This is a genomic window from Pseudomonas sp. RIT357, assembly GCF_000632245.1.
GTDB classification, from domain to species: domain Bacteria; phylum Pseudomonadota; class Gammaproteobacteria; order Pseudomonadales; family Pseudomonadaceae; genus Aquipseudomonas; species Aquipseudomonas sivasensis.
Window position 1 is genome coordinate 409,541 of the sequence record NZ_JFYX01000034.1, and the last position, 21,179, is coordinate 430,719.

20 protein-coding genes are annotated in these 21,179 nt (G+C 60.8%); 12 read left to right on the top strand and 8 right to left on the bottom strand.

Annotated features, from left to right (window positions below):
• Positions 1–417 carry an OsmC family protein gene (locus tag BW43_RS07965; RefSeq protein WP_032889177.1) on the bottom strand — a complete coding sequence of 139 codons (417 nt, stop codon included), beginning with the start codon at positions 415–417 and terminating at the stop codon, positions 1–3.
• A 139-nt stretch (positions 418–556) separates the two neighbouring features.
• Here BW43_RS07965 and BW43_RS07960 point away from each other — a divergent pair, with 139 nt between their 5' ends.
• Both BW43_RS07960 and BW43_RS07955 read left to right on the top strand, forming a co-directional pair.
• On the top strand, positions 557–1,579 hold the full coding sequence (locus tag BW43_RS07960; RefSeq protein ID WP_032889179.1) for an amidohydrolase family protein: 1,023 nt from the start codon (positions 557–559) through the stop codon (positions 1,577–1,579).
• A gap of 96 nt (positions 1,580–1,675) precedes the next feature.
• Entirely contained in the window at positions 1,676–3,301 is a 1,626-nt protein-coding gene (locus tag BW43_RS07955; protein ID WP_032889181.1) for a methyl-accepting chemotaxis protein, read from the top strand.
• 119 nt (positions 3,302–3,420) lie between these two features.
• Here the strand turns inward: BW43_RS07955 and fabB are convergent, their stop codons facing one another.
• The 5 genes from fabB to BW43_RS07930 all read right to left on the bottom strand — a co-directional run bounded on the left by fabB (position 3,421) and on the right by BW43_RS07930 (position 10,367).
• Positions 3,421–4,641, bottom strand: a complete 1,221-nt coding sequence (gene fabB, locus BW43_RS07950; protein WP_012723103.1) for a beta-ketoacyl-ACP synthase I — start codon at positions 4,639–4,641, stop codon at positions 3,421–3,423.
• Between the two features lie 11 nt (positions 4,642–4,652).
• Entirely contained in the window at positions 4,653–5,168 is a 516-nt protein-coding gene (fabA, locus tag BW43_RS07945; RefSeq protein ID WP_010211704.1) for a 3-hydroxyacyl-[acyl-carrier-protein] dehydratase FabA, read from the bottom strand.
• Between the two features lie 249 nt (positions 5,169–5,417).
• Positions 5,418–7,319: an ATP-binding protein gene (locus BW43_RS07940; protein ID WP_032889184.1), complete on the bottom strand. Its 1,902-nt coding sequence runs from the start codon at positions 7,317–7,319 to the stop codon at positions 5,418–5,420.
• On the bottom strand, positions 7,316–8,245 hold the full coding sequence (locus tag BW43_RS07935) for an ABC transporter substrate-binding protein (RefSeq protein WP_032889186.1): 930 nt from the start codon (positions 8,243–8,245) through the stop codon (positions 7,316–7,318). Before BW43_RS07935 ends, BW43_RS07940 begins: the two co-directional genes overlap by 4 nt.
• Before the next feature lies 1 nt (position 8,246).
• Positions 8,247–10,367, bottom strand: a complete 2,121-nt coding sequence (locus tag BW43_RS07930; protein WP_050442855.1) for a TonB-dependent siderophore receptor — start codon at positions 10,365–10,367, stop codon at positions 8,247–8,249.
• 195 nt (positions 10,368–10,562) lie between these two features.
• Between BW43_RS07930 and BW43_RS07925 the strand changes: the two genes are divergently transcribed.
• From BW43_RS07925 to BW43_RS07885, 9 genes are all read left to right on the top strand, one after another.
• The gene (locus BW43_RS07925) at positions 10,563–11,588 is read left to right on the top strand and encodes an NAD(P)H-dependent glycerol-3-phosphate dehydrogenase (RefSeq protein ID WP_032889192.1); all 1,026 of its coding nucleotides are present in this window, start codon (positions 10,563–10,565) and stop codon (positions 11,586–11,588) included.
• Between the two features lie 10 nt (positions 11,589–11,598).
• Positions 11,599–11,946: a DUF4389 domain-containing protein gene (locus BW43_RS07920; protein ID WP_029292722.1), complete on the top strand. Its 348-nt coding sequence runs from the start codon at positions 11,599–11,601 to the stop codon at positions 11,944–11,946.
• A complete protein-coding gene (gene sixA / locus BW43_RS07915) occupies positions 11,943–12,392 on the top strand; it encodes a phosphohistidine phosphatase SixA (RefSeq protein ID WP_032889194.1) in 450 nt (149 codons plus the stop codon). The genes BW43_RS07920 and sixA overlap by 4 nt, the downstream gene beginning before the upstream one ends.
• 85 nt (positions 12,393–12,477) lie before the next feature.
• Positions 12,478–14,127, top strand: coding sequence for an AMP-binding protein (locus tag BW43_RS07910; protein ID WP_032889197.1), 1,650 nt, complete (start codon positions 12,478–12,480; stop codon positions 14,125–14,127).
• Between the two features lie 30 nt (positions 14,128–14,157).
• Positions 14,158–14,601, top strand: coding sequence for a hotdog fold thioesterase (locus tag BW43_RS07905; RefSeq protein ID WP_032889200.1), 444 nt, complete (start codon positions 14,158–14,160; stop codon positions 14,599–14,601).
• Between the two features lie 98 nt (positions 14,602–14,699).
• Positions 14,700–15,503, top strand: coding sequence for an alpha/beta fold hydrolase (locus BW43_RS07900; RefSeq protein WP_032889203.1), 804 nt, complete (start codon positions 14,700–14,702; stop codon positions 15,501–15,503).
• Positions 15,500–16,354: an alpha/beta hydrolase gene (locus tag BW43_RS07895; protein WP_032889206.1), complete on the top strand. Its 855-nt coding sequence runs from the start codon at positions 15,500–15,502 to the stop codon at positions 16,352–16,354. Before BW43_RS07900 ends, BW43_RS07895 begins: the two co-directional genes overlap by 4 nt.
• 102 nt (positions 16,355–16,456) lie before the next feature.
• Complete coding sequence (locus BW43_RS07890; protein WP_032889207.1) at positions 16,457–17,275, top strand: DUF4892 domain-containing protein; 819 nt, start codon at positions 16,457–16,459, stop codon at positions 17,273–17,275.
• A 72-nt stretch (positions 17,276–17,347) separates the two neighbouring features.
• Positions 17,348–18,409 (top strand): AI-2E family transporter, encoded by a 1,062-nt coding sequence (locus BW43_RS07885; RefSeq protein ID WP_032889210.1) that lies wholly within the window; start codon positions 17,348–17,350, stop codon positions 18,407–18,409.
• Here the strand turns inward: BW43_RS07885 and BW43_RS07880 are convergent.
• On the bottom strand, positions 18,406–19,443 hold the full coding sequence (locus tag BW43_RS07880) for a HAMP domain-containing sensor histidine kinase (RefSeq protein ID WP_032889213.1): 1,038 nt from the start codon (positions 19,441–19,443) through the stop codon (positions 18,406–18,408). The genes BW43_RS07885 and BW43_RS07880 overlap by 4 nt on opposite strands.
• Complete coding sequence (locus BW43_RS07875) at positions 19,443–20,207, bottom strand: response regulator (protein WP_032889309.1); 765 nt, start codon at positions 20,205–20,207, stop codon at positions 19,443–19,445. Before BW43_RS07875 ends, BW43_RS07880 begins: the two co-directional genes overlap by 1 nt.
• 259 nt (positions 20,208–20,466) lie before the next feature.
• Between BW43_RS07875 and pyrF the strand changes: the two genes are divergently transcribed.
• On the top strand, positions 20,467–21,165 hold the full coding sequence (gene pyrF, locus BW43_RS07870; protein ID WP_017734306.1) for an orotidine-5'-phosphate decarboxylase: 699 nt from the start codon (positions 20,467–20,469) through the stop codon (positions 21,163–21,165).
• The last annotated feature ends 14 nt before the right edge of the window (positions 21,166–21,179 follow it).

Genomic DNA, 21,179 nt, shown 5'->3' on the forward strand with positions numbered 1-21,179 from the left:
CTATTGGCTGAATGCGCCTTCGGACAGCTGGGTCTCGATATTGATTTCGGCAGTGGTCATCAGCTTGTGCACCGGGCACTTGTCCGCCACGCGATGCAGTTCATCGCGCTGCGCGTCCGTGAGTACGCCCTTGAGGGTCAATTTGACGTTGAGTGTGTATTTGCCTTTTGGCTCTTCGGCGGCGTCGTGGGTGACTTCCACGGTCACGCCGGTCAGCGGGATATCTTTCTTCTGGGCATAGAGCCTGACGGTCAAGGCCTTGCACGACGCCAGCGCGGCATCGAAGTAATCGTGGGGGGAGGGCGCCGAGTCGTCGCCACCCAGGCTCTTGGGCAGGTCGGTGAACAGCTCGTGGTTGTTGATGTTGACGCTGTGGCGGAAGTTTTCAGCGTTCAATGTGTTCACGGTAACAGGCATGGCAAACCTCACAGGGTGGCAGGATGAAGGTCATGCAGTTATAGAGCATGCTGGCACTTCAGTGTTCCGCGTTTTTCCACGATGAACCTCGGCACAGGGCACAAGGTCTACCCGTATTGGCCCCCATTGAGGTTGTACCGTGCCCTGGATCCGCCTGAGTCTTGCCCTGTTGCTCGCCGCCGGTAGTCTCGCTGTGCAGGCGCGTGAGTATGCCTACAGCGACGCCCACCTGCATTACGTGGATTTTTTCCAGGAAACTGCCGGCATGGATAAATTGCTCAAGGCCATGGCCGAGAATCGCATCGAGCATGTGATGATTTCCGGCATTCCCGTTGCGAAGAAATGGCACGAAGACGAGCCCAAACGCCCGCGCTACTACGCCGGTGATGACGCCGATGCCTATTGGTACAGCGCCACTGACGTCATCGTCGCTGCGGCCGTGAACAAGCTCACCCCAGAACAGCGCCAGCATTTTCATCCGTTTCTAAGCGGCTTCAATCCCAACGACAAGAACTCTGCCGCCCATATCCAACGCATGCTCGACCTTAATCCAGGGCTCTGGCAGGGCATTGGAGAGGTGTTCACCCGTCACGATGACCTCACCGCGCTCACCTCAGGCGATACCCCGCGTGCCAATAACGAGGCAATGACGCGGATATACCACCTGGCCGCCGAAAACGACCTGCCGGTAATGCTGCACTCGAACATCACCTCCAAGCGCGAGCGTAACCCGCTGTATTTGGCTGAGATCGAAGAGCCGTTGCGCAACCACCCGCACACCCGTTTTATCTGGGCCCATGCCGGTACCAGCAAGGAAATTCACCGTCATCAGGTCCAGATGGACTTCCTGCTGCCCACGTTAAGCCGGATGCTGGAGGCCTATCCCAATCTGTATATCGACCTGTCCTGGAGCATGCTCACGCCGTATTTGCTGGACGATGCGGGTCAGCCTCGGCCGGAGTGGGTAAAGCTGGTGGAGCGCTTCCCGGAGCGTTTTATGCTGGGCTCGGACGTCGTAGGGCGTTTCAATAAGCTGGGTAAGGAAATGCGCCGCTTTGATCCCTTCCTCGATGCATTGCCCGAAGACGTCGCCCACAAGGTTGCACGGGATAACTTCCTGGCCATTCTGCCTAAACCACCTCGCGATGGTGGCGCACGTTGATATCGCGTTTTCGTCTTACGCAAATACAGTAGAGCGCCGATAACTTCCAGGAGACCGGCTGCAGGTGAATGCAGCGCTTTTGGAAGGATCCAGGCAATGAATATCCGTAGTTTGAATATTGCCCCGCGCGCCGGTTTGGGCTTTGGCGTGCTGGCGGTGATGGTGTTTGCTCTGGGCGGCTTTGCGCTGCTGCAGATGGCCAACATGCGCCAGCAGTCGGATCAGGTGGAAAACAACTGGCTGCCCAGCGTGATGGCAGTGGGGGAGATGAGCCAGGACGTGTTGCGTATTCGCGCGCTGACCTTGCGCTTGCTGGTCACCCGCGATCCCCAGGCCGTGGCGCAGAACGAGCAGAAAATCACCGAGATCAAAGCCGCGCTGCATAACGCCGAAGGGCTGTACGAAGCGTTGATCGTATTGCCCGAGGAGCGTGTGTTGTTTGATCGACTCAAGGTCGAGGAGCAGCGCTACCTGCAGCGCCAGGAGCAGGTGGTGGCGCTGTCCAAGGCTAACCGGCTGGAGGAAGCGATTCAGGTGGTCAACGGTGAGATGAATCAGTTGGCTGACGAAATGGCACTGACCTTGCGATCCCTGGTTAATCTAAACAAGGTCAGTGCCAACGAAGCGGCAAAGCAGGCACAGCATGTATTCAGCCAGTCGCGAACTTGGGTGATCGCCATGGTTGCCCTGGCCGCGCTGGTCACCATCGGCCTGGCGGTCTGGCTGACCCGCAGTATCGTGTTGCCACTGGCTCAGTCGCTCAAAGTTGCCCAGAACGTTGCCAGCGGCGATCTGACTGGGGAAATCATACTGAGTGGCAAGGATGAACCCGCGCGCTTGCAGCGGGCGCTCAAGGGGATGCAGGACACCTTGCGTGACACCATCCGGCGTATCTCGGAGTCTTCGAGCCAACTTGCGTCGGCGTCCGAGGAGCTCAGCTGCGTCACCGAGGATGCCACCCGTGGTTTGCACCAGCAAAGCCAGGAAATCGAACAGGCCGCAACGGCGGTCAACCAGATGACGGCCGCGGTGGAGGAGGTGGCAAGCAATGCGGTGGCCACGTCACAGGCATCTCGCGAGTCTGACCGTATCGCCCAGCAAGGGCGTGAGCAGGTGCATCAAACGGTAGTGTCGATTGAGGCGCTGGCCTCGGATGTGACCGCCAATGCGACCCAGGTCGAGGACTTGGCTCAGAAGGTCTATGGCATTAGCAAGGTGCTGGATGTGATTCGTTCGATTGCCGAGCAGACCAATCTGTTGGCGCTGAATGCTGCCATTGAGGCTGCGCGGGCAGGTGATGCGGGGCGCGGCTTTGCGGTGGTCGCCGACGAGGTGCGCGCGTTGGCTCATCGCACTCAGCAGTCGACGCAGGAAATCGAGCAGATGATCGGTGGGATTCAGCAAGGCACGGAGCAAGCCGTCAGTTCAATGCAGCAGAGCAACATCCGGGCGCGTTCCACCTTGGACATCGCCAAGTCGGCGGGGACGGCGCTGGAGGCAATTGCATCGGCGTTCACGCTGATCAATGAGCGCAACCTGGTGATTGCCAGTGCGTCTGAACAGCAGGCGGCGGTGGCGAGGGAGGTGGATCGCAACTTGATGAATATCCGCGACCTGGCGCATCAGACGTCCGCCGGAGCTAATCAGACCAGTGCGGCGAGTCAGGAGTTGTCGCGGTTGGCGGTGGATTTGAATTCGATGGTGGCGCGGTTTTCGGTGTAGTGCGCAGGTTGGGTGTATGTCCGTTGTTCAAGTAACGGATGTATACCCGGTCAACTCCAGTCTTCCATAAAAAAGCCCCGAACCAGTCGGGGCTTTTTCAGTGGATCAAGCTACAGGTCTTACTTACCCTGCCAGCGCTTCAGTACCAAGGTGGCGTTAGTGCCACCGAAGCCGAAGCTGTTGCTCATCACTGTGTCGATCTTGGCGTTTTCAACGGTCTTGGTCAGGATCGGCATATCGGCGACGACCGGGTCGATCTCGTCGATGTTGGCCGAACCGGCCATGAAGTTGCCTTCCATCATCAGCAGGCAGTAGATCGCTTCGTGAACGCCAGCGGCGCCCAAGGAGTGACCCGACAGGCTCTTGGTGGAGCTGATGGCCGGAGCCTTGTCGCCGAATACCGCACGTACACCTTCCATTTCCTTGGCGTCGCCGACCGGAGTCGAGGTGCCGTGGGTGTTCAGGTAGTCGATTGGGGTATCTACAGTGGACATGGCCATCTGCATGCAGCGGATAGCGCCTTCACCGCTCGGGGCAACCATGTCGTAGCCGTCGGACGTCGCGCCGTAGCCAACGATTTCCGCGTAGATCTTGGCACCACGGGCCAGAGCGTGTTCCAGCTCCTCGACCACCACCATGCCGCCACCGCCGGCGATGACGAAGCCGTCACGCTTGGCGTCGTAGGCGCGGGAGGCCTTTTCCGGGGTTTCGTTGTACTGGGTGGACAGCGCGCCCATGGCGTCGAACAGGAACGACTGGCTCCAATGTTCTTCTTCACCGCCGCCGGCGAACACGATGTCCTGCTTGCCCAGCTGGATCTGCTCTACCGCAGTACCGATGCAGTGAGCACTGGTGGCGCAGGCGGAGGAGATCGAGTAGTTCACGCCCTTGATGGCGAACGGTGTGGCCAGGCAGGCCGAAACGGTGCTGCCCATGGTCCGCGTTACACGGTACGGGCCAACGCGCTTCACGCCTTTCTCGCGCAGGATGTCCAGCGCTTCCATCTGGTTCAGGGTGGATGCGCCGCCCGAACCGGCGATCAGGCCGGTGCGTACGTTCGATACCTGGTCTTCGCTCAGGCCGGAGTCGGCGATGGCATCTTTCATGGCCAGATAGGCGTAGGCGGCAGCGTGGCCAACGAAGCGATAGATCTTGCGATCGATCAGTTCTTCGAGGGGCAGGTCGATGGAGCCGGAAACCTGGCTACGCAGACCCATTTCGGCATATTCCGGGTTGAAGCGGATGCCAGGGCGACTTGCACGCAGGTTAGCGGTGACGGTCTCTTTGTCATTGCCCAGGCAAGAAACGATGCCCAGACCAGTGATAACGACGCGGCGCATGCGGATAACCCTTAAAAGTTGTCAGTGGAAGTGAATACGCCGACCCGAAGGCCTTCGGCAGTATAGATCTCGCGACCGTCGACGCTCACCGAACCATCGGCGATGGCCAGGTTCAGCTTACCCTTGAGGACGCGCTTGATCTGAATGTTGTAGGTGACTTTCTTGGCGGTCGGCAGGACCTGGCCAAAGAACTTCACTTCGCCCGAACCCAGGGCGCGGCCGCGGCCTGGCAAACCCTGCCAGCCCAGGAAGAAGCCGACCAGTTGCCACATGGCGTCGAGGCCCAGGCAACCTGGCATCACAGGGTCGCCTTCGAAATGGCAGGCGAAGAACCACAGGTCCGGGGTGATATCCAGCTCGGCGACCAATTCACCTTTGCCGTACTTGCCACCCTCTTCACTGATATGGGTGATGCGATCCACCATCAGCATGTTCGGGGCGGGCAGTTGCGCGTTACCTGGGCCGAACAGCTCACCGCGACTGCAGCGCAGCAGGTCTTCCCGAGTAAAGGCGTTTTGTTTGGTCATGCGAGCTCCTCAATAATCCCATGCGGCAGGGTAGGGCAAATCTTCCCGAACCGAATGAAGCGTTCATGCCTCATGTCGGCAGCCTACACATAGACTATTGCGTTGTAGTGAAAGTCACAGCGTTAGGCACTGAATGTACACTTGTTCACTGAAATTTTAAACCGGGCCCGTTTGAGGGGCCCGTTCGGGTGCCTAAGACTGCCGCACTTTCGTCTTTCACGCCAGTCGGACTTGGTTGATGGCGCACCGCTATTGCACCCAACGCTGCAGGATTTGCTGTAAATCCGTACGTTTGAACGGCTTGGCCAGGTAATCGTTCATGCCCGCCGCCAGGCAGGCTTCGCGGTCGCCCTGTAAGGCGTTGGCGGTGAGAGCGATGATTGGCAGGTCGGCACACCCTGGCAACTGGCGAATCTGCCGGGTGGCTTCGTAGCCATCAATCAGCGGCAGTCGGCAATCCATCAGGATCGCCGTGAAAATTAGGCTCTCGGCACTGCGGATCGCCTCGGCACCGTCAGTGGCCAGGCTCACTTCGAACCCCAGGCTGCGCAGCATCGCTTCCACCACGGTGCGGTTGACCGGATTGTCCTCCACCAGCAACACATGGCGGCCATCACCAGCGCTGTGCTTGCCCTCAGCATTCTGGGCCACCGCGGGCAGGCTTTGTTGATCCAGCGCCAGTGGAATTTCCAGGGTAAACACCGAGCCACGGCCTTCTTCGCTCTGAGCGCGGAGGGTGCCGCCCATGCGCTCGGCCAGGGTGCGGGCGATGGGAAGTCCCAGCCCGGTGCCGCCGTAACGTCTTGAAATGGAACTGTCGGCCTGCTGGAACGCATCGAACATCAATTCCAGGCGTTCCGTGGAAATTCCGATGCCACTGTCACGCACGGTGCAGGTGAACCACACAAGCTCATGGTCGAGGGTTTGCCAATGGGGTTCGACGCTCACGCTGCCGTGCTCGGTGAACTTCAAGGCATTGCCGATCAGGTTCACCAGAATCTGGCGGATCCGCGTCGGATCCCCCCGAACTCGGAGTGCATCCATACCCGGCGGGATCGGCAGCTTGAGCACCAGCCCACGCTGCTGCGCGCTGTGCTGGAAGGCCTGGGCGCAACTGTTGATCAGGTCGGCCAGGTTGAACGAAATATGTTCCAGCTCCAGGGCCTTGCGTTCGATGCGCGAGAAGTCGAGGATATCGTTGATCACTTTGAGCAGATGCTCGGTGGACTCGGAGGCCAGCGCCGCGTATTCAGTCTGCTCCTCGGTCATCTCGGTGGTTTCCAGCAGTTGCAGCATGCCCAGTACGCCGTTCATCGGCGTGCGCAGTTCGTGGCTCATCATCGCCAGGAAGTCTGACTTCGCATTGTTGGCACGCTCGGCTTCTTCACGGGTCTGGATCAGTTGCGCCATGGCCTGCTGCTGTTCACGACTGGCCTGGTTGAGGCCTTCGGCCAGATTGTTGATGTGCCTCGAAAGGTCGCCCAGCTCTGAATCATCCACAATCGGCAGTGGCGTCTTGTAGTCGCCTTGCTGGATCGCCTTGACGGCATTGCCCATGGCGCTGATCGGTTGCGACAGGCTGGCGGCCAGGCGCCTGGCGAGCAAGAAGGTAAACAGCAGGGCGAACAACGCCAGGATGCCCGCCTTGAACAGAATCTCCTGTTGGCGCTGGCTGAAGGCGTCATTGGACATGCCGACAATCACCCGTCCCAGGTAATCCGCGCGCGGCGCCTTGGATTCGTTGAGGTTGTCCTCGAAAAAGTCGTTGCCCAGCTGGATATGTTGCAGGCGGATCGGCGCCTGGAAGACTTTCACCGACAGCGAGCGGTCGTGTTTCTCCGACGGCTGCTCGACGTACACCAGAATGTTTTCGCTGCTGTCCTGAATCTCCAGGAAGCGCACATGGGGCGTGGCCAATGTCGCGCGCAGCAGGCTATCAAGCACATCGTTGTTGCCTGAGATCACGCCGTATTCGGTGGCGGGCGCGAGCTGGTTGGCGATCAGTTGGCCCGTGTGGTCCAGTTCCTGGCGCAGGTCCTGGATACGCACGAAAGTGAAAAAGCTGATCAGCAGCAACGTCAGCAACAGTGCCGGACCCAGGGTGATGAGCTGGGTGCGTGTGTTGATGTCCCAACGACGACGCAAGGTCATGGGCGTTTTTCTCCTTCTGCCAATCGGGCGGCGACTCTGGCTTCGTCCACCTGTTCAATGCCCAGTGAGCGCGCGACCTGCGGGTTGCCCAAGACTTTGAAATGTTCTGGATACAGTGATCGTGGCCAACTGGCCGGCGGCTGGTCCAGCAAGCGGTCGAGTACCGCCAGCCAGTCGGTCTGGTCGCTGTAGGTGCTGGCCAGGCTGCCGGCGCGCACAAACCCGGCATTCGGGCCCACCAGCGGTAATTGCTGGGCGTAGCTGCTCAGCAGCAGGTTTTTCACGGTCTTCGGGTTGTACAGTTGCGGGTCGTCGAGGCCCAGCAGTACGTGGCTGCTCCTGAACAGGTTTTGCAGTGGGCGGCTGTCGTTTGTGTTGTCCCAGCGCTGAGGTTCGATGATCAGCTCCAGCGCTTCTGCATAGCGGCGTAGCTCGGGCAGCAGGAATTCGCTCTCGGTGCTGTAGAGCACACCGATGCGCTGCGCCTGGGGCAGGATGCTGGTGATCAGGCGCAGTTGGCGTTCCAGCGGTGGGTCGCTCCACAACAGGCTGATCCGCGCGTGCCGCGAGGCCTCCGGACGTTGGTGGGCTTGTAGCCGACTGATGCGCATCACCAGGGTCGGCGGGCCTTGTAGGTCCTGCAGACGCCAGTCCAGACCAGGCAGGTCCAGCAGGATCAAGCGCGTGCTGGAGGGCAAGCGGCTGGGCGCGGGCAAGTCCTTGAGAGGGGTGAAAGTAACGTGGTCTTCGGGGCGTTGCTGGGCCAGGGCCCGGGCAAAGGCTTGCACGCCTGCACCGTCTTCGTCTGCGGTCAGCAGGATTTCGGCGCTCCACGCCGGTGCCGCCAGCAACAGGCAGGCCAGCAGCACGGCGCGTCGGCAGCACTTATAGATAAAGAGGCGGGTCATCCGTGACGAGTCGCCCATGTCAGAACTCTAGCTCCGCGCTGAAGTAGAGGACGTGGCGATGGTCGTAAGTGTTGTCGGCCCAAGTGGTGGGCTGGTTATCGAGGCGTTCTTGCAGCATGCCGGCCAGCTCCACGTTGGCGTTGCCCAGGGCAATGCGCTTGGCCACCCGCAGGTCGACCCGTTCGAAGCGATATTGGTTGAGTGCGTCATCGCCATAGTAGAACAGCGCGCTGGACCAGCCGCGGCCCCATTCGCGCAACCAGCCGGCGGAGCCACTGTTGCGCGCCGTCTGGGCTTTGTCCAGAGGGTTGCTGGTGGCGGCGTCGACGTAAGCATAGGTCAGCCGCAGGCGATCGGCGCTGCTCACCCGCCAATCGAATTGCGACTCGGCCCCGGTAAACCGCGAACTGTTGGCGTTGCTGGCGATGTACTGGTTGTTGCGCAGGGGCGAGCTGATCATGTCGGTGATTTCGTCATAGAACAGTTTCACGTCCATGGTCAGCCCGAGATCGGCAAAGAACCCGTTGTATCCCAGTTCCCGCGAGCGCATCAGTTCCTTGTCCAAATTGCCCGGGCCCCGGGTCTTCACGAAGTACTGCCCGGAGTTCTGCCCGTAGGCCGGGGAACTGAGGTTGGTGACGCGATAGCTCCAGTTGACGTTGTTCTCGAACATGTCCGGTGAACGGATGGCTTCGGAATACACCGCGCGCAGGCCGTGGCGCGGGTTGATCAAATAGTTGACCGCCACTCTTGGCGTGAGTGAGTGGCCACTCAGTTGTGTGTCTTCGAACATGGCGCCGCCTTGGAGCAGCCAATGCTCGCTGGCGCGCCATTCCAACTGGCCGAACAGGCGCCAAGTGGTGTCGTCCAGGGTGCCGTTGAAGTAGGTGTCGGAATCGGCGCGGTCGTAGCGGTAGTTCATGCCGCTGACCAGGCGCAGGCTGTCGGACAGGCTGAGGGTGTCTTGAATCTCTAGGTCGTAACGGCTTTCGCGCGTGCTCTGGTCGATGTCACCGCACACACTCTGGTTCGCGCCGTTACGCCATTGGTCCAGCACCTGATTGGCCAGGGCTTGCTCGGCGGCACTGCCCGGCGGTGCGGTGCCTTGGCTGTAGGTGTCCATGTGCCGGGCCAGCAGTTCGGCGTAATTTGGGTTCAATTGCCACAACTGGGTCAGCTCGGGGCTGAACGAGACCTTGGCGTCGCAGGCCTTCCAAATTTGCTGGCGATTCCACTGCTGGGCCGAGCCTTGGATATACAGGCTGTGCTCGGGATTTAAGTCGATGTTCCAGCGCAGGGAGCCGGCGTAGTCCTTGGCCGCGACGTCGGAGTTGTTACCGCCTTCGGTAATCCCGGCAAATACTGGGGTGTAGGTATACGGACGCTGATTGGTGCCTTCCTTGGCATCAAGTTGCCAGTCGATGCTCTGCTGCGCGTTCAACGTCTGGCTCATTGCCAGGCTGAAGCGGTTGAGGCGGCGACCGTCGCGGCGATCAGCACCGGCGGCATCGCTGTCGAAGCCATCGTCCTGCTGCCCGGACAGGGACAGGCGCAAATCACCGGTTTCCCAGCCCACGCCCTGGCTGGCATAGAAGTCGTTGATCCCACGTTCGCCCCGAATCACCTTTACCCGTGAGCCGTGGCTGTTAGCCGGTGACCGCGTAAGGATATTGACCACCGCCATCAACGCATTGGCGCCGTAGCTGACGGTGTTGGGGCCGCGGAAGACTTCGATACGCTCGATATCCTCCATGGCCACAGGAATATCGCTCCAGTCCACCGTGGCGAGGCCGGCGCGGTATACCGAACGCCCGTCGATCAACACCTGCATGCGCCGCGCATCGTTGGCACTGGTGCCGTGGTAGTTCACTGCAGCCTGGTTGCCGGTGGTGTAGCCGACCATCATTCCCGGCACCAGGCGTAGCAGTTCGCTGATGTCCCGTGCGCCGCTGGCTTTGATCAGCTCGCTATCGATCACGGTCATGCTGCCGGGTACGGCGGCGGCCGATTGCTTGAGGCGTGTGGCGGTCAATACCTGCGGCAGCGGCTGGCTGTCGAGGAACAGATCGTCAGCCAGCACTGATGTACTGCACAACAGCAATAGAAGTAGAGACGAATGGGAAGAAGGGCCCAAATACACGACACGGCCTTGATAATGACGGATAGCCGCCCATGTTAACTGAGGCTGGGGTATTTGCCAGTCAGTGCCTTTGCAATTACGTCACACGAGTAGGGCATTTTCCCACAGACGCACGAATTGAAACGGGGGCTGGCCGCAAGCGGGTCGCTCCGTATAATGCCGCCATCGCCACTGGTATGGATTAACGGATTGCATATGACTGAGCAGCGCCCTATTGCGGTCCTGGGAGGCGGGAGTTTTGGTACCGCCGTGGCTAACCTGCTGGCCGAGAACGGTCACGCGGTGCGTCAGTGGATGCGCGATCCTGAGCAGGCCGAGGCCATCCGCGTGCATCGGGAAAACCCTCGTTACCTCAAAGGCATCAAGATTCATCCGGCGGTCGAGCCGGTCACCGATCTGTTGGCTACCCTGACGGACTGCGATCTGTGCTTTGTCGCGCTGCCCTCCAGTGCCTTGCGCTCGGTATTGGCGCCCCATGCCGAACGTCTGGCAGGCAAGATGCTGGTCAGCCTGACCAAGGGCATCGAGGCGCAAACCTTCAAGTTGATGAGCGAAATCCTTGAAGAAATCGCGCCCCAGGCGCGTATTGGCGTGTTGTCCGGGCCGAATCTCGCGCGGGAAGTCGCCGAGCACGCGCTGACCGCCACTGTGGTCGCCAGCGAAGACGAAGCCCTGTGCGAACGTGTCCAGGCGGTGCTGCATGGCCGTACTTTCCGCGTGTATGCCAGTAGTGATCGTTTCGGCGTCGAGTTGGGCGGTGCGCTCAAGAACGTCTACGCCATCATCGCCGGTATGGCAGTGGCGCTGGGCATGGGCGAAAACACCAAGAGCATGCTGATCACCCGCGCACTGGCGGAAATGACGCGCTTTGCGGTGAACCAAGGCGCCAACCCGATGACATTCCTCGGCCTTGCAGGCGTCGGCGACCTGATCGTTACGTGTTCGTCGCCGAAAAGTCGCAACTACCAGGTGGGTTTCGCCCTAGGCCAGGGGCTGAGCCTCGAAGACGCGGTGACGCGTCTGGGTGAAGTGGCCGAAGGCGTCAACACCCTCAAGGTGCTGAAAGCCAAGGCCCAGGAAGTGGGCGTGTACATGCCGCTGGTCGCGGGGTTGCACGCGATCCTGTTTGAAGGGCGCACTTTGAACCAGGTTATCGAGTTGCTGATGCGCGCCGAGCCGAAAACCGATGTCGACTTTATTTCCACCAGTGGTTTCAACTGAGGAACGCGTCATGAACGATCCGAAAGCAGCCCCCAAGTACGAATCCATTGTCCTGCGCATCCTGTGGATGCTGGTGTTTGCCCTGGTGTGGCAAGTGGCGCAATTCATTCTCGGCGCGCTGGTCGTGGTGCAACTGATCTATCGACTGATCTACGGCGCGCCGAACCTGGGCCTGATGAATTTTGGCGACAGCCTCAGCCAGTTCCTGGCGCAGATCGGCCGTTTCGGCAGCTTTCATAGCGAGCAGAAGCCTTGGCCGTTCGCCGACTGGCCAACCCCGCGCGCGCCCGAGGGCGAAGCCGCCCACAGCGTACCGCCGGCGCCGCACCCTGTGCGCGATGAAGAGCCGAAACTGTGAAACTATGGATTTTGCGCCACGGCGAGGCAGAAGGGCATGCCCGCACAGACGCCGAACGTAACCTTACTGAGCATGGCCGTGGCGAAGTGTTGCGCAGTGCCGCGCATCTGATTGGCCAACCGCTCAGCGCCATTATCGCCAGCCCCTATGTGCGGGCGCAGCAAACCGCGCAATTGGTACGCGACGTGTTGGGGTTCGAGCCAGAAGTCCGCACCGTGCCTTGGCTGACACCGGAGGGCAACCCACTGCAGGTGCTGGAAAAGCTCGACACGGATGACAATGTGCTGCTGGTCAGTCATCAGCCATTGGTCGGCAGCTTGATCAGCTTTTTGCAGCACGGCCATCAGCGCCAGCCAGAGCCGATGTACACCGCCAGCCTGGCGGAATTGGAGGGTGACTTCCCGCTGGCCGGGCTGATGAGCCTGGTAAGTGTGAAGAACCCGTAGGCAATACCGCTGCTTTGTGTGTGCTATACAGTCAACCAAGCAAGTGCTTGGTTGGCTATGGTCGGACCACAAAGGAGCGCGTCCCATGCCCGTCGCTGTTCGTTTGCCGTTGCAACTCTTCTTCGAACGTGAAGCGCGACACCCGCGCCAGGCTTATCTGGTTCAACCCGTTGGCGGGGGCGAGGTGCAGACCCTCACCTGGGGCGACGTTGGCCAACAGGCTCGTCGCGCTGCGCACTGGCTGCGTGCCAGGGAGCTTCCTCAGGGCTCGCACATTGCCCTGATCTCGAAAAACTGCGCCCACTGGATCATCGCCGATCTGGCAATCTGGATGGCGGGGCATGTTTCGGTCCCTCTTTACCCCAATCTCACCGCCGATTCCGTTGGTCACGTACTCACTCATTCCGAGGCGGCGCTGGTGTTTGTCGGCAAGCTCGATGATTGGCCTACCATGGCCCCCGGCGTTCCGGACGGTGTTGCGACCATCAGCCTGCCGCTGTGCCCATCCGGCGAGTTCGACTTCACGTGGGCCGACCTGCAAACCTGCTCACCGATCCAGGACAGCCCCGCACCCGTTGCCTCTGAACTGGCTACTGTCATCTACACGTCTGGCACCACGGGCTTGCCCAAGGGCGTGATGCACAGCTTCGGCACCCTGGGGTTTGCCGCCACACACGGTACTGAGTTGTTTGGCCTGGGGGAGGGGGACAGGCTGCTGTCGTACCTGCCGCTGTGCCATGTGGCTGAGCGGATGTTTGTAGAGATGGCCTCAATCTACACCGGGCAAACGGTATTTTTCGCCGAGAGCCTGGATACCTTTCTGACGGATTTGCGCAGGGCGAGGCCTACAGCGCTGTTTGGTGTGCCGCGTATCTGGACCAAATTCCAGCTGGGTGTTTACAGCAAAATCCCGGAAAAACGCCTGGGCACCCTGCTGCGGCTGCCGTTTATCGGCAAGCGCGTAGGCCACAAGGTGCTCGCCGGCCTCGGATTGGATGCACTGCGGATTGCGTTGTCCGGTGCCGCGCCGGTTCCCGAGGCCTTGCTGCGATGGTATCAACGCCTGGGCCTGGATGTGCTGGAGGTGTATGGCATGACCGAGAGCTGCGGCTATTCCCATGTGTGTCGTCCCGGCCAGCAGACAATCGGCTGGATCGGCCTGCCGTGCCCCGGTGTGGAAGTGCGCATCGATGCGTCGGGTGAGGTGCAGGTGCGCAGCGGCGCGACCATGCTCGGCTATTTCAAGGATCCTGGAAAAACGGCTGAAACCCTTACCGAAGACGGCTTCCTGCGCACGGGCGATAAAGGTGAGCAGGACGCTGACGGTCACCTGCGCCTGACCGGACGCCTCAAGGAAATCTTCAAGACCAGCAAGGGCAAATACGTGGCTCCGGCGCCGATTGAGAACCGTCTGGCGGAGCACGCGCGCATCGAACAAGTCTGCGTGGTGGGCGATGGCCTTGGCGCGCCAATCGGTTTGTGTGTGCTGTCAGCGCAGGACCAGGACCGGCAAGCGCTTGGCGCCAGCCTCGAACGCTGGCTGGAGCAGGTCAACCAGACGCTGGATAAACATGAGCGTTTGCGCCGTTTGGTGGTGGTCAAGGACAACTGGGCGGTGGAGAACGGCTTTCTGACCCCGACCTTGAAGATCAAGCGCAACGTGATCGAATCGACTTACGGTCCACAGTTTCAGGACTGGAGCGAGCGTTCCGAGGCGGTTGTGTGGCAGGATTAGGGTCATCATAAAACCAACAAGGACAACCGCATGAGCCTGTGGCGTACCCAACCGAATATCGAACAACTCAACGCCATCCAGAAAAACACCATCGGTGAACTGCTGGATATTCGCTTTGAAAGCTTCGACGACGAATCCCTGACCGCCAGCATGGTGGTTGATCACCGCACCCATCAACCTTACGGCCTGCTGCACGGCGGCGCTTCGGTGGTGCTGGCCGAAAGCGTTGGCTCTATGGCGGCTTACCTGTGCGTCGACGCCAGCAAGTTCTATTGCGTGGGCCTGGAGGTCAACGCCAATCACCTGCGTGGCGTGCGCAGTGGGCGAGTGACTGCGGTGGCCAGGGCGATCCATATCGGGCGCACCACCCAGGTGTGGGATATCCGCCTGACCACGGAAGATGGCAAGGCCAGCTGCGTTTCACGTCTGACCATGGCCGTGGTTCCGCTGGGCGAGAACCCGCCGGCACGATAGGCGTGGCGTGAGTGTCATCATTCCTGGCAGTTACAGTCATTGCTGTGCTGCCCTGGCATGGTGACAATCAATTTTCTGTTTTTGTAGATGGGTCCGGTATGTCGCAGCACGTGTTTTTTGCTCACGCCAATGGCTTCCCTTCGGCCACCTACGGCAAGCTGTTTGCCGCCTTGGCGCCGGAGTACGCAGTGGCTCACCTGCCGCAGCACGGTCACGACCCCAGGTTCCCGGTGGACGATAACTGGCAGAATCTGGTGGACGAGTTGATCCACCATCTGGAGCAGCAGCCGGAGCCGGTATGGGGTGTGGGCCACTCTCTGGGCGGTGTGTTGCATTTGCACGCCGCCATGCGTTGCCCACAGTTCTATCGCGGCGTGGTGATGCTCGATTCGCCAGTGCTGACCCGCGCGGACCGCTGGGTGATCCGCGCCGCCAAGCGTTTCGGCTTTATCGATCGCCTGACCCCGGCCGGCCGCACGCTGGGCCGTCGTGAAGAGTTCAGCGACATCGACGCCGCGCGTAGTTACTTCGCTGGCAAGACCCTGTTCCGTGGCTTCGACCCGGAATGTTTCGACGCGTACTTGCAACATGGGCTTTACCAAGCGGGTGATCGCCTGCGCCTGCGCTTCGACCCAGCCACCGAAATCAGCATCTACCGTGGCGTACCCCACACCAGCCCCGGCCAGGTGCGCCAGCTGAAGGTGCCGCTGGCAGTGGTGCGCGGCCGCCAGAGCCGGGTAGTGATGCGTCACCACGCCAGCGGGGTCGACCGTCTGCCCATGGGTGAAATGCTCACCATGCCCGGTGGCCATATGTTCCCACTCGAACGCCCTCAGGACACCGCGACCTTGATCAAAACCCTGTTCACTCGCTGGGAAGCCCGTGAGCGCAGTTGCGCATGAGCACGCCGGTCGAAGAAGTGCGCCTGAGCCTGCCTCATATCGAATTGGCGGCCCATCTATTTGGCCCCGAGGATGGCTTGCCAGTGATTGCCCTACATGGCTGGCTGGACAATGCCAACAGCTTTGCGCGTCTGGCGCCCAAGCTTTCAGGGTTGCGTATCGTGGCCCTGGACATGGCGGGCCATGGGCATTCCGCGCATCGTCCTACGGGTGCCGGATATGCCTTGTGGGATTACGTCCACGATGTACTGCAAGTCGCCGAGCAACTGGGTTGGAAACGTTTTGCATTACTTGGCCACTCCCTGGGAGCCATCGTTTCCCTGGTACTGGCCGGCGCGTTGCCGGAGCGGGTAACGCACTTGGGTTTGATCGACGGCGTGATCCCACCCACCGCCAGTGGTGAGAACGCTGCGGAACGTTTGGGCATGGCATTGCAGGCGCAATTGAACCTGCAGGGCAAGCGCAAACCGGTCTACAGCACCCTGGATCTAGCGGTCGAAGCGCGCATGAAAGGCTTGGTCGCCGTCAGCCGTGAAGCCGCAGAGCTACTGGCCCAGCGCGGTTTGATGCCGGTTCCGGGTGGTTACACCTGGCGTACGGACAGTCGTCTCACCCTGGCTTCGCCGATGCGTCTGACCGATGAGCAGGCAATGGCCTTCGTGCGGCGAGTGGGTTGCCCTACGCAGTTGGTGGTTGCCGCCGACGGTATGTTGGCGAAACATCCTGACTTGCTTTCCCAGCTGCCCTTTGCGGTAACCACGCTGCCAGGCGGCCATCATTTGCACCTGAATGATGAGCCCGGCGCAGTCCTTGTTGCAGACTGTTTCAATCGGTTCTTCTCCGCGCCTTGACTTGGGGCGGTCAACTGCCGAGGCTGGGCGGATTGAAAGGGAGTCAACCATGAATGTTTTCAACACCGCTACGACCTCCAATGGCCAGGGCTTTTTGAGCTTATGAGCGTGCGTAACGGATGTATCCGTATCCTGGGGCTGAGCCTGCTCAGCCCAATGGTATTCGCCGCCGACCTGCCGGGCAGCCAGGACCTGCCCACCGTGGCCCGACAGGTCGACACACAAATTGTCGATTACCGTCCCGCCGAAGAAAAAGAACGCATCTACCCCATGGGTGCGATCCGCAAGATCAGTGGCCAACTGCGCTATGAAGGCCAGGCCACCGCCCGGGGCCAAACCACCGCCATCACCTATGAACTGCCCGCTGAACACAGCTCCAGCGCCGCGTTCACCGCGACCCGCGAAGCATTGCAGGCAAAGGGTGCACAGCTGTTGTTCTGGTGTAAGGCCCGCGATTGCGGCGAGAGCAGCCTGTGGGCCAATGAGGTGTTCGGCAACGCCAAGCTGGTCGGCGCCGATGGCCAGCAGGAATACCTGCTGTTGCGTCTGGCCGCACCGCAGGACAATTCCTTGGTGGCGTTGTACGGCATCACCCGAGGCAACCGCCGTGCCTATCTGCATGTGGAACAACTGGACGCCAGCGCACCGCTGGGCGACCTGCTGCCCACCTCCGCGACCCTCTTGCGCGAATTGAAAAGCACCGGCGAACTGGATTTCCCAGCGCTGGGCGCCGAGCCTGACGACACCTGGTTGACCCTGATCTCCCGTGGCTTGAACCTCGATACCACCCTGCGCGTCAGCTTGACCGGCACCCACGCCGAAGCCTGGCGCCAGGCTTTGGTCGAAAAAGGCGTGCGCGCTGCGCGCCTTGAAACCGGAACCGGTGAAACCAAAGGTTTGCACCTGCATCTGATACGCTGACCCATATAAGGCGAACGGACCCGAGCCGTTCGCCTAAGCTTTCTTCCTACGGCCTTTTTTCCGAGATACCCCATGCTCAATAACGATCGCCTGCTGGTGCAAATCCTGCTGCTGGTGCTCTTTGGTGCCAGTTTCTGGGTGATGGCGCCGTTCTGGTCGGCGCTGTTCTGGGGCGCCGTTCTGGCGTTCGCCAGTTGGCCACTGATGGTGCTGCTGACGCGCTGGTTGGGTGGCCGTGAATCCCTGGCTGCCGGCATCCTGACGCTGGGCTGGATGCTGTTGGTGGCGGTGCCGCTGGTGTGGCTGGGATTCAACCTGGCGGACCATGTGCGCGATGCGGTGGCGTTGATCAAGGATATCCAGGTAGACGGGCTGCCCGAGGCACCGAACTGGCTGGGCTCAATTCCCTTTGTGGGTGAGCGATTGGTCGGGATGTGGAACAGCATTGACGAGCAGGGTGCGGCGCTGATGGTCAGCATCAAGCCTTACCTGGGCCAAGTGGGGAACTGGCTGCTGGCGCGCAGTGCGCAGATCGGCGGCGGTATCCTTGAGCTGACACTGAGCCTGGTGTTCGTGTTCTTTTTCTATCGCGATGGGCCACGGTTGGCGATGTTCGTGCATCGCCTGTTGGAGCGCTTGATCGGTGATCGCGCCGGTTATTACATCGAACTGGTTGCAGGTACTGTTCAACGTGTCGTCAACGGCGTGATCGGCACCGCTGCTGCCCAGGCATTGCTGGCGCTGATCGGTTTCTGGATTGCCGGCGTGCCGGGCGCCCTGGTGCTGGGGATCGTGACCTTCCTGCTCAGCCTGATCCCCATGGGCCCGCCGCTGGTGTGGATCCCGGCCACGGCGTGGCTGGCCTGGAAGGGCGATTACACCTATGCGGTGTTCCTGGGCGTATGGGGTACGTTCATCATCAGCGGCGTGGACAACGTGCTCAAGCCGTACCTGATCAGCCGTGGCGGCAATCTGCCGTTGGTGATCGTTTTGCTTGGGGTGTTCGGCGGCTTGATCGCGTTTGGTTTTATCGGCCTGTTTATTGGCCCGACCTTGTTGGCCGTGGCTTACAGCCTGTTGATGGATTGGAGCGCGACACAAGCTCAAGGGCGACGCGAAGACAAGCCTCTTTAAGCCCTGGGCAACCACATCACTGCAGTTAAACCGCCGCCTGGGGTCTCCTCCAGGCTCAGGCGGCCGCCCAGGCGCTCAGCGGCGTCCTTGGAAATCGTCATCCCCAGGCCTACGCCACCGGAATTGCGGTTGCGTGAACCTTCCAGGCGGAAGAAGGGCTCAAACACCGCCTCGCGCATATCGGCGGCAATCCCAGGGCCGTGGTCGATAACGCGGATGATCAGGGCTTCGCGGCTGTCTTCAAGTTCAACACGCACCGTGCCGGCATAGCGCAAGGCATTGTCGATCAGGTTGTTCAAGCAGGAGCGCAGGGCCATCGGTTGCACCTGCAACGGAACGCAAGTGCCGGCGAATTGCACATCGGAGCCCTGGTCCTGGGCGTTTTCACTCAGTGATTCCACCAACGCCTGCACATCCAGCCAATGCCGTGTTTCGCTGGTGCGTTGTTCATGCAGGTAGCTCAGGGTGGCGTCGAGCATGTTGATCATGTCGTCCAGATCCTGGCGCATCTGGCCCTGCAACTTCGTGTCGTCGATCTGTTCCAGGCGTAGCTTGAGGCGTGACAGCGGAGTGCGAAGGTCATGTGAGACGGCGCCGAGCATACGTGCGCGTTGGCTGACCTGTTCGCGGATACGCCGTTGCATCAGGTTGAAGGTCGATGCTGCTTTGCGCGCTTCCTGCGGGCCGGACTCATCCAGCGGCGGGCTGTCGAGGTCCAGGCTCAGGCGCTCGGCCGCTTCGCTCAGACGCTGGATCGGCCGGCTCAGCAGCTTGGCGCCGTACCAGGCGGCAATGATCAGGCAGATGAACTGGAACGTCAGCGGGACCAGCGGGCCGCCAAACCACGGGCGGCGATGTTCCTTATGCCGTTGCGTCATAGTGTCGTCAGGCTGTTCGACAAAGGCTTCCTGAGGCGGTGGCGGGGGAGGACCGTAATAACGAAACCAACAGATCGCCAGCACATGGGCCAGCACAATCGCCACCAGCAACACGCCGAACAGCCTACCAAACAGCGTATTGAAGGCGGCACGCATCAACCGATATCCCGCGCGTCAAACAGGTAGCCTTCGCCCCGCACAGTTTTGATCAACTGTGGTGCCTTGGGGTCATCTCCCAGTTTCTGACGCAGGCGCGACACCAGCAAGTCGATGCTGCGATCAAACGCTTCGATGGACCGCCCACGAGCGGCATCCAGCAATTGCTCACGGCTCAACACCCGCCGCGGGCGCTCGATAAACACCCACAACAGACGAAACTCGGCGTTGGACAGCGGCACCACGAGGCCATCGTCCGCCACCAGTTGGCGCAACACGCTATTGAGGCGCCAGTTGTCGAAACGGATATTGGCGCGCTGTTCGGTGCGGTCATCACGCACTCGGCGCAGGATAGTCTGGATACGTGCCACCAGTTCGCGGGGTTCGAAAGGCTTGGACATGTAGTCGTCGGCGCCCAGTTCCAGACCGATGATGCGGTCGGTGGGTTCGCAGCGGGCGGTAAGCATCAGGATCGGTATATCCGACTCCGAGCGCAGCCAGCGGCACAGCGAAAGGCCGTCCTCGCCTGGCAGCATCAGGTCGAGCACCACCACGTCAAAGGTGTCGGCTTGCATGGCCAGGCGCATCGCGGCGCCGTCGGTGACGCCGGTGGCGAGGATATTGAAGCGTGCCAGGTAGTCGATCAGCAGTTCGCGAATCGGCACATCGTCGTCGACGATCAGCGCGCGGGTATTCCAGCGCTTGTCATCGGCGGTCACCGCGCCTTTTTGTTCGTCGTTCACTGGGACAAAAGGGGTCTGCATAGTGCGATCATCTGCCTGGTTGTTGCGGTCAGCATAGGCGCCCAGCCCCATGGCTGGAAGTGCTGGTCGTTGGGTCGTGCGGGCGAGGCTAGCGGTGGGGCGTGTTGGGGGCATGTCGTGAATGTATCAGCTTTGAAATATTTGCCCGAAAGGCCCGTCAAATGCCGGTTGGTCAGTATTTACCGATCATCGGATCCCGCAACGCCGCTGCTTGCGCTACAATCCGCGCCGATTTCGACTTGCCTGAGAGCCCATTCCAATGTCCGTCTGCCAGACTCCTATCATCGTCGCCCTGGATTACCCCACCCGTGACGCCGCACTGAAGCTGGCTGACCAGTTGGACCCCAAGCTTTGCAGGGTCAAGGTTGGCAAGGAACTGTTCACCAGCTGTGCCGCAGAAATCGTCGGCACCCTGCGTGACAAAGGCTTCGAAGTGTTCCTCGATCTGAAATTCCACGATATCCCGAATACCACCGCCATGGCGGTCAAGGCCGCCGCCGAAATGGGCGTGTGGATGGTCAACGTGCACTGCTCCGGCGGCCTGCGCATGATGACCGCCTGCCGCGAAGTGCTGGAACAGCGCAGCGGCCCTAAACCCCTGCTGATCGGTGTGACCGTGCTGACCAGCATGGAGCGCGAAGACCTGGCCGGTATCGGCCTGGACATCGAGCCTCAGGAGCAGGTACTGCGCCTGGCAGCCCTGGCCCAGAAAGCCGGCCTTGATGGCTTGGTGTGCTCGGCGCTGGAGGCCCAGGCCTTGAAGACCGCCCATCCGTCGTTGCAATTGGTGACCCCGGGGATCCGCCCGGCGGGCAGCGCCCAGGATGACCAGCGCCGTATCCTGACCCCGCGTCAGGCACTCGATGCAGGTTCTGACTACCTGGTGATCGGTCGCCCGATCAGCCAAGCGGCGGATCCGGCCAAGGCGTTGGCGGCGGTCGTTGCCGAGATCGCCTGATCCGAACGGGGAAG

Bases quoted from the DNA above. Each gene is read 5' to 3' on its own strand.
- BW43_RS07910 (WP_032889197.1), top strand. From the start codon at position 12,478: ATGCCCGTCGCTGTTCGTTTGCCGTTGCAACTCTTCTTCGAACGTGAA.
- BW43_RS07905 (WP_032889200.1), top strand. From the start codon at position 14,158: ATGAGCCTGTGGCGTACCCAACCGAATATCGAACAACTCAACGCCATC.
- BW43_RS07935 (WP_032889186.1), bottom strand. From the start codon at position 8,245: ATGGGCGACTCGTCACGGATGACCCGCCTCTTTATCTATAAGTGCTGC.
- BW43_RS07880 (WP_032889213.1), bottom strand. From the start codon at position 19,443: ATGCGTGCCGCCTTCAATACGCTGTTTGGTAGGCTGTTCGGCGTGTTG.
- BW43_RS07925 (WP_032889192.1), top strand. From the start codon at position 10,563: ATGACTGAGCAGCGCCCTATTGCGGTCCTGGGAGGCGGGAGTTTTGGT.
- BW43_RS07965 (WP_032889177.1), bottom strand. From the start codon at position 417: ATGCCTGTTACCGTGAACACATTGAACGCTGAAAACTTCCGCCACAGC.
- BW43_RS07890 (WP_032889207.1), top strand. From the start codon at position 16,457: ATGAGCGTGCGTAACGGATGTATCCGTATCCTGGGGCTGAGCCTGCTC.
- BW43_RS07955 (WP_032889181.1), top strand. From the start codon at position 1,676: ATGAATATCCGTAGTTTGAATATTGCCCCGCGCGCCGGTTTGGGCTTT.
- BW43_RS07920 (WP_029292722.1), top strand. From the start codon at position 11,599: ATGAACGATCCGAAAGCAGCCCCCAAGTACGAATCCATTGTCCTGCGC.
- fabA (WP_010211704.1), bottom strand. From the start codon at position 5,168: ATGACCAAACAAAACGCCTTTACTCGGGAAGACCTGCTGCGCTGCAGT.
- BW43_RS07885 (WP_032889210.1), top strand. From the start codon at position 17,348: ATGCTCAATAACGATCGCCTGCTGGTGCAAATCCTGCTGCTGGTGCTC.
- BW43_RS07875 (WP_032889309.1), bottom strand. From the start codon at position 20,207: ATGCAGACCCCTTTTGTCCCAGTGAACGACGAACAAAAAGGCGCGGTG.
- fabB (WP_012723103.1), bottom strand. From the start codon at position 4,641: ATGCGCCGCGTCGTTATCACTGGTCTGGGCATCGTTTCTTGCCTGGGC.
- pyrF (WP_017734306.1), top strand. From the start codon at position 20,467: ATGTCCGTCTGCCAGACTCCTATCATCGTCGCCCTGGATTACCCCACC.
- BW43_RS07900 (WP_032889203.1), top strand. From the start codon at position 14,700: ATGTCGCAGCACGTGTTTTTTGCTCACGCCAATGGCTTCCCTTCGGCC.
- BW43_RS07940 (WP_032889184.1), bottom strand. From the start codon at position 7,319: ATGACCTTGCGTCGTCGTTGGGACATCAACACACGCACCCAGCTCATC.
- BW43_RS07895 (WP_032889206.1), top strand. From the start codon at position 15,500: ATGAGCACGCCGGTCGAAGAAGTGCGCCTGAGCCTGCCTCATATCGAA.